Genomic DNA, 9,957 nt, shown 5'->3' on the forward strand with positions numbered 1-9,957 from the left:
CCGAAAGCGCGCCAGCCTAGGAGAGCCGACGACGGCGCGGCCACCGGTTTTTCCGCCGTTCCGGTCAAAGGACCAGCCGTTAGCCGCCGCCCGGGGGGCCGTCGTGATGCCCGTCAACGCGACGGATGAAACAGTGATTTCCGGTCATATGACGCGTCGAACAGTTCCCGGACACCGCAGGCAGCCACCGGACCGCACCCCCGACCGCACCGCCGCCGGACGCGGCGGCCGAGGAGCCCGAACCGACATGAGCAGCGACGATCCGCCCCCACCGCCCGCCCGGCCCCCGAGCCCGGAACCCGGCCGGGCCGACCGGCCCGCCCGCCGCGCGGCCCGCCGCGCCGCCCGCCGGCGCCACGGCTGGCGGCGGCTCGTGCCCACCTGGCGGATCGTCACCGGCGGCCTGCTGCTCGCCGCCCTGCTGCTCGGCGGCGCGTTCGCCGCCGGATACCTGCTGGTCGGCATCCCCGCCGCCAACGCCACCGCAACCGCCCAGAGCAACGTCTACCTCTACGCCGACGGCCGCACCCAGATCGCCAGCAGCGGCGCGGTCAACCGGGAGAACATCCCGCTGCGCGAGGTCCCCGCGACCATGCAGCGCGCCGCGCTGGCCGCCGAGGACCGCGACTTCTACCACGAGGACGCCATCGACCCGCGCGCCATGCTACGGGCCGGCTGGAACACCGTCAGCGGCAAGGGCAAGCAGTCCGGCTCCACCATCACCCAGCAGTACGTCAAGAACTACTACCTCAACCAGGAGCAGACCGTCAGCCGCAAGGTCGAGGAGTTCTTCATCTCCCTCAAGCTCGACCACGAACACACCAAGGACGACATCCTCCAGGGCTACCTCAACACCAGCTACTTCGGCCGCAACGCCTACGGCATCCAGGCCGCCGCCCAGGCCTACTACCACCTCGACGCCGCCCACCTCGACACCGCCCGCGCCGCCTACCTCGCCTCGCTGCTCAACGCCCCCAGCGCCTACGACGTCGTCGCCAACCCGCAGAACCGCGACCGCGCCGTCGCCCGCTGGAACTACGTGCTGGACGGCATGGTCAAGGAACACTGGCTCGCCCCGGCCGCCCGCGCCCGCATGCGCTTCCCCGCCCCGGACCAGGTCCACGTCCCGCCGGGGCTGTCCGGCCAGCGCGGCTACCTCGTCGAAGCCGTCCGCGCCTACCTGCTCGACCACCACGTCCTCGCCGAGAACTCCCTGGACTCCGGCGGCTACCGCATCACCACCACCATCGACAAACCCCGCCAGGACGCCTTCTCCGCCGCCGCCCGCGCCCAACTGCTCAACCGGCTGCGCACCACCGGCCCCGACCGCTACGTCCGGGTCGGCGGCGCCTCCGTCGACCCCGCCACCGGCCACGTCGTCGCCCTGTACGGCGGCGTGGACTACACCCGGCAGTTCGTCGACAACGCCACCCGGCGCGACTACCAGGTCGGCTCCACCTTCAAGCCCTACGTCTTCGCCGCCGCCGTCCAGCACCACGCCCGCACCCAGGACGGCCGGATCATCAACCCCGGCACCCACTACGACGGCGCCAACCACCGCCCCGTCGACGGCGCCCGGATCGCCTTCGCCCCCGCCAACGAGGACAACCGCTCCTACGGCGACATCACCGTCTCCGACGCCACCAACAAGTCCGTCAACGCCGTCTACGCCCAGATGGCCCAGGACGTCGGCCCCGCCAACGTCGAGGACACCGCCGTCGCCCTCGGCATCCCGCCCGGCACCCCCAGCCTCAGCCCCTACCCCTCCATCGCGCTCGGCGTCGCCACCGCCAGCCCGCTGGACATGGCCCAGGGCTACGCCACCCTCGACAACCACGGCGTCTACCGGCCCGACATCCTCGTCACCCGCGTCGAACGCGACGGCCGCACCGTCAAGCTGCCCGACGGCACCCCGCAGCGCGCCATCTCCCGCGAGGCGGCCGACACCACCACCGCCATGCTGGAGGACGTCGTCGACGCCCCCGACGGCACCGGCACCGCCGCCCAGGACGCCGACCGCCCGGCCGCCGGCAAGACCGGCACCGCCGAGGACGACAAGGCCGCCTGGTTCGCCGGCTACACCCCCGACCTGGTCACCGTCGTCGCCGTCATGGGCCAGGACTCCACCACCGGCCGCCAGGAACCGCTCTACGGCGCCACCGGACTGGGCCGGGTCAACGGCGGCGGCTACCCCGCGCGGATCTGGGCCGACTACACCGCCGCCGCCCTCGGCGACCGCCCGTCGCAGGACTTCGACCTCGACATGATGCCCGGCGCCGACGACGGCTACGACGAACCCTGGGGCGGCGACGACCCCACCGACGGCCCCTCCGACGACCCCTCCGACACCCCCGGCGACGACACCACCCCCCGCCACCACCACCGCCCCACCGCACCGCCCACCGACGACCCCACCGGCGGCGACAACGGCGACGGCACCGGTGACGACAACGGTGACGACAACGGTGGCGACGGCCGCACCGGTGACGACTACGGCGGCGGCGACTACGGCGGGAACGGCGCCAACGGCGGGGACTCCTCCGGCGGCTACGGCGACGGCACGGGCGGCGACGACGGCTGACCCGCCGCGCCGCGCACGGCGGCGCGCCACGCACGAGGGGCGGGCGGCGGCCACCCGGCCACCACCCGCCCCCTCAGGCGGACACCGTCACAGACACGGACCCGTCACGCAAACGGACCCGTCAGCGATACGGGCCCGTCACCGACGCGGGCCCGTCACGGAAAAGAACCCGTCACAGATACAGGCCCGTGGAATCCTCCGAGCCACCCAGCCGCTCGGCGGCCACCGCGTGCAGGTCGCGCTCGCGCATCAACACGTACGCCACCCCCCGCACCTCGACCTCCGCGCGGTCCTCCGGGTCGTACAGCACCCGGTCACCGGTCTCCACGGTCCGGACGTTCTGCCCCACGGCGACCACCTCGGCCCACGCCAGACGGCGGCCCACCGCGGCCGTCGCGGGGATGAGGATGCCGCCGGTCGACCGCCGCTCCCCCTCCGGGATGTCGGTGCTCACCAGCACCCGGTCGTGCAGCATGCGGATCGGCAGCTTGTCGGAGGAGTTGTCGTCCCCACCGATGGACGTATGCGAGCTCACGGGCACGACGTTACCCGGCCCGGCGGCGGGCCCGGACCCCGGACCCGTCCGCCGGAACCCGGGACCGCGCCCGGGGCCGCGCCCGGCACACCGCCGGCGCGGCCGCTAGCGCCGCCTGCGCCGCGACGACAGGCTCGCGACCACCACGATCAGCGCCACCGCCGCGACCGCCACCGGCACCACCCGCTCCAGCCGCGGCGCACCGTCCGGGCCGACCAGCTGGCCCCGCACATTCGTCACCGCCCGGTTGACCGCCACGTAAGCGCGGCCCGCGCTGCGGTCCACCGCCTGGCGCACCGAGTCCTGCGCGACACCGACGATCGTCTTCGGATGCACCCGGACGCCGATCTCGTCCAGCGTCGCGGCAAGGTCCGCCCGCCTGCGGACGATGTCCGCCTCGATCTCCGCCGGAGTCCTGCTGTCCGACACCGCGCCGCCTCCGTCTCGTGCCGTCACCCCGGGGCCGAACACCCCTGGGCCGATATCCATACCGTTGTCCAAACCGTGCGGACAGTCTGTCAGCTCACCCCCCGCCTTGCCGCCCGGCACCCCGTCCCAACCCGTCTAGGCTCAACCCCTACATACCGTTCACGACACCCGCCGTCCCGCACGGCAAGGTCACAGGAGCAGCGACATGAGCGAACGCCTCAACCCCGGCGACACCGCCCCCGCCTTCACCCTCCCCGACGCCGACGGGAAACCGGTCTCGCTCGCCGACCACCACGGCCGCAAGGTCATCGTCTACTTCTACCCCGCCGCCCTCACCCCCGGCTGCACCAAGCAGGCCTGCGACTTCACCGACAACCTCGCCCTGCTCACCGGCGCCGGCTACGACGTCATCGGCGTCTCCCCCGACAAGCCGGACAAGCTCGCGAAGTTCCGCGACCAGGAGAACCTCAAGGTCACCCTGGTCGCCGACCCCGACAAGAAGGTGCTGGAGGCCTACGGCGCCTACGGCGAGAAGAAGCTCTACGGCAAGACGGTGACCGGCGTCATCCGCTCCACCGTCGTCGTCGACGAGAACGGCGCCGTCGAACGCGCCCTGTACAACGTGAAGGCCACCGGCCACGTGGCCAAAATCATCAAGGACCTCGGTCTGTAAAGACACTCTTCGGACAACCCGGGTTTACCTCCCCGCGAATTGCGCAGACGTTCCCCTTGCCGTAAGTGGAAGTAGGACGGACGAGAGGAATCCCCGCCGTGATGCCCGAGGACACGCCCGATCAGGCCGCGTACCGCCGGCACCGGACCCTGTTCGCCGCCATCGAGCGGCGCAGACACCCACGTCTGCGCCGCACCGACATCACCGTGACGGACGAGAGCGCCGTGCGCCGCGCCGTGAAGGCCGCGGCGCTCGGCAACGCCATGGAGTGGTTCGACTTCGGCATCTACAGCTATCTCGCCGTCACGCTCGGCAGAGTCTTCTTCCCGTCCGGGAACGCCACCGTCTCGCTGCTGTCCTCCTTCGCCACCTTCGCCGTCGCCTTCCTCGTCCGGCCCGTCGGCGGCGCGGTCTTCGGGCCGATCGGCGACCGCATCGGCCGCAAGAAGGTGCTGGCCGTCACCATGATCATGATGGCGATCGGCACCTTCGCCATCGGTCTGATCCCCAGCTACGCCGCGATCGGCTTCTGGTCGCCGACCCTGCTGATCCTCTTCCGCCTCGTCCAGGGCTTCTCCACCGGCGGCGAGTACGGCGGCGCCTCGACGTTCATCGCCGAGTACGCCCCCGACAAGCGCCGCGGTTTCTTCGGCAGCTTCCTGGAGTTCGGCACCCTGGCCGGCTACGTCGGCGCGTCCGGCCTGGTCGTCGTGCTCACCGCCACGCTCAGTGACAGTTCGATGCAGGCGTGGGCCTGGCGCATCCCCTTCCTGGTGGCCGGTCCGCTCGGCGCGGTCGGCCTCTACCTGCGGCTGCGGCTCGACGAGACGCCGGCGTTCCAGCGCCTGGAGGCCGAGACGCTGACCCGGGTACGGGCCACCGAGGCCGCGCACGGCACCGAGACCTCCGCCAAGGGCGAGTTCCGCGGCATCTTCGTCGAGCACTGGCGCCGCATGCTGCTGTGCGTCGCGCTGGTCGCGGCGTACAACGTGACCGACTACATGCTGCTGTCCTACATGCCGACGTACCTGTCCGACGAGCTGAAGTACAGCGTGACCAACGGCCTGGTCATCCTGCTCGCCGTGATGGCCCTGATGATGCTCGTCATCAACCAGGTCGGCCGGCTCAGCGACCGCTTCGGCCGGAAACCGCTGCTCATGGCCGGCATGCTCGGCTTCCTCGTGCTGTCCGCGCCGAGCCTGCTGCTGGTACGCCTCGGCGGCCCCTTCTGGGTCAGCCTGGGCATCCTGATGCTCGGCCTGTCCCTGGTCTGCCTGCTCGGCACCATGTCCGCGGCGCTCCCGGCGCTCTTCCCCACCCAGATCCGCTACGGCGCGCTGTCGATCGGCTACAACGTCTCCACCTCGCTGTTCGGCGGCACCACCCCGCTCGTCATCACCGCGCTGATCTCCCTCACCGGTACGAAGATGATGCCCGCGTACTACTGCATGTTCTTCGCCGTCATCGGCGTCATCGCGGTCGCCCTGATCCCCGAGACCGCCGGCAAGCCCCTCGACGGGTCGCCCCCGGCGGTCGGCACCAAGCAGGAGGCCGTCGACCTCGTCGAGGCCCAGACCCACGACCCGAAGTTCTGACCCTCCCCCGTCCCCACTCCCGGCGTGACCCGAGCCCCCTCCGGCTCGTTGATGTGTGCGAAGACGGCATACGTGAACGAACCGGAGGGGGTTCCGTCATGGGGACGCGGTATACGCGGGAGGGGCTGGCGGGGGCGGTGGCGGGGGCGCGCAGGGTGTCGGAGGTGATCACCGCCCTGGGCGGCGAGGTCACCGACGGCTCGCGCGCTTACGCCTGGCGGCTCATCCGCGCGTGGGGGATCGACGCCACGCATCTGGAACGGGAAGGGATGCGGCACACGGAGGAGCGACTGCGGAAGACGGTCGCGGCGTCGGTGAGCATCAATGAGACCGTGCGGCGCCTCGGCATCGACCCGGTCGGCGGGAACCAGGCGCACATCGGCCGGCGCATCGCCCGCCTGGGCATCCCCACCACGCACTTCACCGTCAGCGGCCGGCGTTCGCGGCGGTCCGCCGGACGCGATCTGCTCGTGCTCGATTCCCCGGACCGCGGGCGCCGGCCACCCGGCCGGCTGCGCACGGCACTGCTGGCGGCCGGGGTGCCCGAGGAGTGCGGGATGTGCGGGGTGGGACCGGTGTGGTGCGGCAAGGCGCTCCGCCTGGAGGTGGATCACGTCAGCGGCGACTGGTGGGACAACCGTCCGGAGAACCTGCGGTTGCTGTGCCCCAACTGCCACGCCACGACGGACACGTACCGGGGACGCAAACGCGCGGCGGTGGCCAGATGACACCGCGCAGGACGTACGCGCCGGTGGAACCGGAGGCGCTGCGCGCAGCCGTGGCCCGGTCGGTCAGCGTGGCCGGGCTGCTGCGCGAGTTGGGGTTGCCGGTCAGCACGGCGACCAGACGCCACATCAAGCGGTGCCTCACGTCGGCGGCCGTCCCGACGGACCACTTCACGGGTCAGGGGCACTACCGGGGCACCGTTTCACCGCACCGCTGGTCGGCGGAGACGATCCTTCGCCGGCTGGAGCCCGGCTCGGCACGCCGCAGGACACGGCTGCTCGACCGGGCACTGCGGGAGGTGGGCGTGCCGTACCGCTGCGGCGGCTGCGGACTCGGGAACAGCTGGCAGGGGCGGCGTCTCGTGCTGGAGATCGACCACGTCAACGGCGACAGGCTCGACAACCGCCGGGAGAACCTGCGGTACCTGTGCCCGTCGTGCCACAGCCAGACCATGAACTTCGCCCGGCGGCAACGGCAGCCGATACAATCGTGAGCGGGCCTGTACCCCAGCGGCTAGAGGGAGCGGTTTTAGGGACCGCGTGTCGTGGGTTCGAATCCCACCAGGCTCACTCACCACCAGGCCGGCCCCCGCACCTCGCGGGGGCCGGCCTTCGGCGTGGTCAGCGCAGCAACTGCGCCACCAGCGGCGCCAGTTCGCGGAACGCGATCCCCCGGTGGCTGATCGCGTTCTTCTGCTCCGCGGTCAGCTGCGCGCAGGTGACCGTGTGGCCCTCCGGCTGGAGGACCGGGTCGTAGCCGAAGCCGCTGGTGCCGGCCGGGGTGTGGCGCAGGGTGCCGCGCAGCCGGCCCTCGACGACGCGGGTGGTGCCGTCGGGCAGGGCGAGCGCCGCCGCGCAGGCGAAGTGCGCGGCGCGGTGCGGGGTGTCGATGTCGGCGAGCTGGGCGAGCAGCAGGCTGAGGTTGGCGGCGTCGTCGCCGTGCCGGCCGGCCCAGCGGGCGGAGAAGATGCCGGGGGCGCCGCCGAGGACGTCGACGCACAGGCCGGAGTCGTCGGCGACGGTCGGCAGCCCGGTGGCGGTGGCCAGCGCCTCCGCCTTCAGCAGCGCGTTCTCCGCGAAGGTGACGCCGGTCTCCTTGACGTCGGGGATGTGCGGGTACGCGTCGGCGCCGACGAGTTCGACGCCGAGTCCGGTGTCGGCGAGGATCGCGCGCAGTTCGGTGACCTTGTGCGCGTTGCGGGTGGCCAGGACAAGGCGCGGGGTGGGCACGGTCATCCCTTCGTGGGGCAGGCGGCGGTCAGTGCGGCGGAGCCGCGGGTGACCGGGGTGATGTCGGGGTGGCGGACGCCGTTGTCGAGGTCGTTCTTGACGTTGGAGACCGCCAGGGACAGGTCGCCGACGGCCTTGGTGGCGGCCGCGTCGCCGTTGGTGCGGCCGGCGATGTCGTCGAGGTGCTGCTGGATGCGGCGCAGCGCGGTCGCCGCGTCGCGCGGGTCGGCTGCGGCGGTGCCGATGGAGGAGCGCAGCGCGTCGACCTGGCCGGAGACGTCGTGGGCGACGGTGGGGCAGTCGGCGCTGGAGCCGTCGGAGCCGCAGCCGGTGAGCAGCGGGGCGGTGAGCAGGCCGGCCGCGGCGAGGGTGACGAGGCGGCGCACGGGTCAGTCCTGCCGGGGGGCGGCGAGGGCGGCGCGCTGGATGGCGTCGAGCTGCGCGGTGCCGCTGACGGCGAGGTCGAGCAGGGCGTCGAGTTCGGCGCGGTCGAAGGGGGCGCCTTCGGCGGTGCCCTGGACCTCGATGAAGCGGCCGTCGCCGGTGCACACGACGTTCATGTCGGTCTCGGCGCGGACGTCCTCCTCGTAGCGCAGGTCGAGCATGGGGACGCCGTCGATGATGCCGACGCTGACGGCGCTGACGGCGCCGGTGAGCGGCTGGGCCTTGGCCTTGATGACCTTGTGGTCGCGGGCCCAGTCGATGGCGTCGGCCAGGGCGACGTAGGCGCCGGTGATGGCGGCGGTGCGGGTGCCGCCGTCGGCCTGAAGGACGTCGCAGTCCAGCACGACGGTGTTCTCGCCGAGCGCCTTGGTGTCGACGACGGCGCGCAGCGAGCGGCCGATGAGGCGGGAGATCTCGTGGGTGCGGCCGCCGATCTTGCCGCGGACCGATTCGCGGTCGCCGCGGGTGTTGGTGGCGCGGGGCAGCATCGCGTACTCGGCGGTGACCCAGCCTTCGCCGCTGCCCCGGCGCCAGCGCGGGACGCCTTCGGTGAGGCTGGCGGTGCACAGTACGCGGGTGTCGCCGAACGAGACGAGGACGGAGCCTTCGGCGTGCTTGCTCCAGGCGCGTTCGATGGTGACGGGGCGGAGCTGTTCGGGGGTACGGCCGTCGATACGAGACATGCGGGGAGCCTATCCCGGTCGGCGCGGCGTCCTCCGCCGTGGTGGCGGGGGCGCCGCGCCGGGGTCAGACGTGGTAGACGGCTCCGGCGCGGGCGAGTTCGGCGGGGCCGCGGTAGGCGGCGCGGGCGTCGGCGAGCGCGGTCTTCGGGTCGGTCCACGGCGGGATGTGGGTGAGCACGAGGCGTTCGGCGCGGGCGCGGGCGGCGTACTCGCCGGCTTGGCGGCCGGTGAGGTGCAGGTCGGGGACGTCTTCCTTGCCGTGGGTGAAGGAGGCTTCGCACAGCAGGAGGTCGGCGCCGTCGGCGAGCCGGCCGAGGGCGTCGCAGGGGCCGGTGTCGCCGGAGTAGGTCAGCACGCGGCCGTCGTGTTCGACCCGGATGCCGTAGGCCTCGACGGGGTGGCTGACCTGGTCGACGGTGAGGTCGAAGGGGCCGACGCGCAGCCGGCCGGGGGTGAGGGTGCGGAAGTCGAAGACCTCGCTCATGCACTTGTCGTCGGGCAGGTCGCCGTGGGCGGTGACCAGGCGGGTCTCGGTGCCCCGGGGGCCGTGCACCGGGATGGGCGGGGCCATGCCGCCGTCGTGCCGGTAGTAGCGGGCGACGAAGTAGCCGCACATGTCGATGCAGTGGTCGGAGTGCAGGTGGCTCAGGACGATGGCGTCCAGGTCGTACAGGCCGCAGTGGCGCTGCAACTCGCCGAGGGCGCCGTTGCCCATGTCGAGGAGCAGCCGGAAGCCGTCGGCCTCGACGAGGTAGCTGGAGCAGGCCGATTCCGTGGAGGGGAACGATCCCGAGCAGCCGACGACGGTGAGCTTCATGCAGGAGCCTCCAGGGGTCCGGGGGGCTTGCGTGTTCGGTGGCGTGCGCCGGGGCCCGGTCGGGCGCGACGCGGGTGGCGGCGCGGTGCTGCCGGGCGGCGCCGTGCAGTCGAGGGTAAGGCGCGGGCGGGTCGGCGGGTCCTTCACGGGGCGCTGTTGTGGGCGGAATCACCAGTACGGGCGGGCGTGGCGGGTGAGGGGGTGAACGCGAGTGCGCCCCCGGCGGGCGGGCCGGGGGCGCGGGG

Annotated in this window: 11 protein-coding genes and 1 tRNA gene; 6 read left to right on the top strand and 6 right to left on the bottom strand. The window is 72.6% G+C overall.

Features of this window, described 5'->3' with window-relative positions; translation table 11 throughout:
* Nucleotides 1–247: 247 nt before the first annotated feature.
* Nucleotides 248–2,581: a transglycosylase domain-containing protein gene (locus POF43_RS29435; protein ID WP_282704853.1), complete on the top strand. Its 2,334-nt coding sequence runs from the start codon at nt 248–250 to the stop codon at nt 2,579–2,581.
* A 172-nt stretch (nt 2,582–2,753) separates the two neighbouring features.
* Here POF43_RS29435 and POF43_RS29440 read toward each other — a convergent pair whose 3' ends face one another.
* Together POF43_RS29440 and POF43_RS29445 are read right to left on the bottom strand one after the other, a co-directional pair.
* Nucleotides 2,754–3,056: a GroES family chaperonin gene (locus tag POF43_RS29440; RefSeq protein ID WP_271317941.1), complete on the bottom strand. Its 303-nt coding sequence runs from the start codon at nt 3,054–3,056 to the stop codon at nt 2,754–2,756.
* Nucleotides 3,057–3,221: 165 nt separating this feature from the next.
* On the bottom strand, nt 3,222–3,545 hold the full coding sequence (locus POF43_RS29445) for a DUF3618 domain-containing protein (RefSeq protein WP_271317939.1): 324 nt from the start codon (nt 3,543–3,545) through the stop codon (nt 3,222–3,224).
* A 205-nt stretch (nt 3,546–3,750) separates the two neighbouring features.
* On the opposite strand from POF43_RS29445, the gene bcp reads away from it, so the two are divergent.
* The 5 genes from bcp (at nt 3,751) to POF43_RS29470 (ending at nt 7,108) form a co-directional block, all read left to right on the top strand.
* Nucleotides 3,751–4,218 (top strand): thioredoxin-dependent thiol peroxidase, encoded by a 468-nt coding sequence (gene bcp, locus POF43_RS29450; protein WP_271317938.1) that lies wholly within the window; start codon nt 3,751–3,753, stop codon nt 4,216–4,218.
* Between the two features lie 101 nt (nt 4,219–4,319).
* Nucleotides 4,320–5,813 carry an MFS transporter gene (locus tag POF43_RS29455; RefSeq protein ID WP_271325441.1) on the top strand — a complete coding sequence of 498 codons (1,494 nt, stop codon included), beginning with the start codon at nt 4,320–4,322 and terminating at the stop codon, nt 5,811–5,813.
* A gap of 98 nt (nt 5,814–5,911) precedes the next feature.
* Nucleotides 5,912–6,541, top strand: coding sequence for an HNH endonuclease family protein (locus POF43_RS29460; RefSeq protein ID WP_282698977.1), 630 nt, complete (start codon nt 5,912–5,914; stop codon nt 6,539–6,541).
* A complete protein-coding gene (locus POF43_RS29465; RefSeq protein ID WP_271317786.1) occupies nt 6,538–7,032 on the top strand; it encodes an HNH endonuclease signature motif containing protein in 495 nt (164 codons plus the stop codon). Before POF43_RS29460 ends, POF43_RS29465 begins: the two co-directional genes overlap by 4 nt.
* A gap of 2 nt (nt 7,033–7,034) precedes the next feature.
* Nucleotides 7,035–7,108, top strand: a tRNA-Leu gene (locus POF43_RS29470).
* 51 nt (nt 7,109–7,159) lie between these two features.
* Here the strand turns inward: POF43_RS29470 and rdgB are convergent.
* From rdgB to POF43_RS29490, 4 genes are all read right to left on the bottom strand, one after another.
* On the bottom strand, nt 7,160–7,774 hold the full coding sequence (gene rdgB / locus POF43_RS29475) for an RdgB/HAM1 family non-canonical purine NTP pyrophosphatase (RefSeq protein WP_271325313.1): 615 nt from the start codon (nt 7,772–7,774) through the stop codon (nt 7,160–7,162).
* Entirely contained in the window at nt 7,771–8,154 is a 384-nt protein-coding gene (locus POF43_RS29480; RefSeq protein ID WP_271317788.1) for a hypothetical protein, read from the bottom strand. The genes rdgB and POF43_RS29480 overlap by 4 nt, the downstream gene beginning before the upstream one ends.
* Before the next feature lie 3 nt (nt 8,155–8,157).
* A complete protein-coding gene (rph, locus tag POF43_RS29485; protein ID WP_271325314.1) occupies nt 8,158–8,895 on the bottom strand; it encodes a ribonuclease PH in 738 nt (245 codons plus the stop codon).
* A gap of 64 nt (nt 8,896–8,959) precedes the next feature.
* Entirely contained in the window at nt 8,960–9,712 is a 753-nt protein-coding gene (locus tag POF43_RS29490; protein WP_271317790.1) for an MBL fold metallo-hydrolase, read from the bottom strand.
* Between the last annotated feature and the right edge of the window lie 245 nt (nt 9,713–9,957).

Origin of the sequence: Streptantibioticus silvisoli, assembly GCF_027947535.2 — a bacterium.
GTDB classification, from domain to species: domain Bacteria; phylum Actinomycetota; class Actinomycetes; order Streptomycetales; family Streptomycetaceae; genus Streptantibioticus_C; species Streptantibioticus_C silvisoli.

Bases quoted from the DNA above. Each gene is read 5' to 3' on its own strand.
- POF43_RS29435 (WP_282704853.1), top strand. From the start codon at position 248: ATGAGCAGCGACGATCCGCCCCCACCGCCCGCCCGGCCCCCGAGCCCG.
- POF43_RS29440 (WP_271317941.1), bottom strand. From the start codon at position 3,056: ATGCTGCACGACCGGGTGCTGGTGAGCACCGACATCCCGGAGGGGGAG.
- bcp (WP_271317938.1), top strand. From the start codon at position 3,751: ATGAGCGAACGCCTCAACCCCGGCGACACCGCCCCCGCCTTCACCCTC.
- POF43_RS29455 (WP_271325441.1), top strand. From the start codon at position 4,320: ATGCCCGAGGACACGCCCGATCAGGCCGCGTACCGCCGGCACCGGACC.
- POF43_RS29460 (WP_282698977.1), top strand. From the start codon at position 5,912: ATGGGGACGCGGTATACGCGGGAGGGGCTGGCGGGGGCGGTGGCGGGG.
- POF43_RS29465 (WP_271317786.1), top strand. From the start codon at position 6,538: ATGACACCGCGCAGGACGTACGCGCCGGTGGAACCGGAGGCGCTGCGC.
- rdgB (WP_271325313.1), bottom strand. From the start codon at position 7,774: ATGACCGTGCCCACCCCGCGCCTTGTCCTGGCCACCCGCAACGCGCAC.
- rph (WP_271325314.1), bottom strand. From the start codon at position 8,895: ATGTCTCGTATCGACGGCCGTACCCCCGAACAGCTCCGCCCCGTCACC.
- POF43_RS29490 (WP_271317790.1), bottom strand. From the start codon at position 9,712: ATGAAGCTCACCGTCGTCGGCTGCTCGGGATCGTTCCCCTCCACGGAA.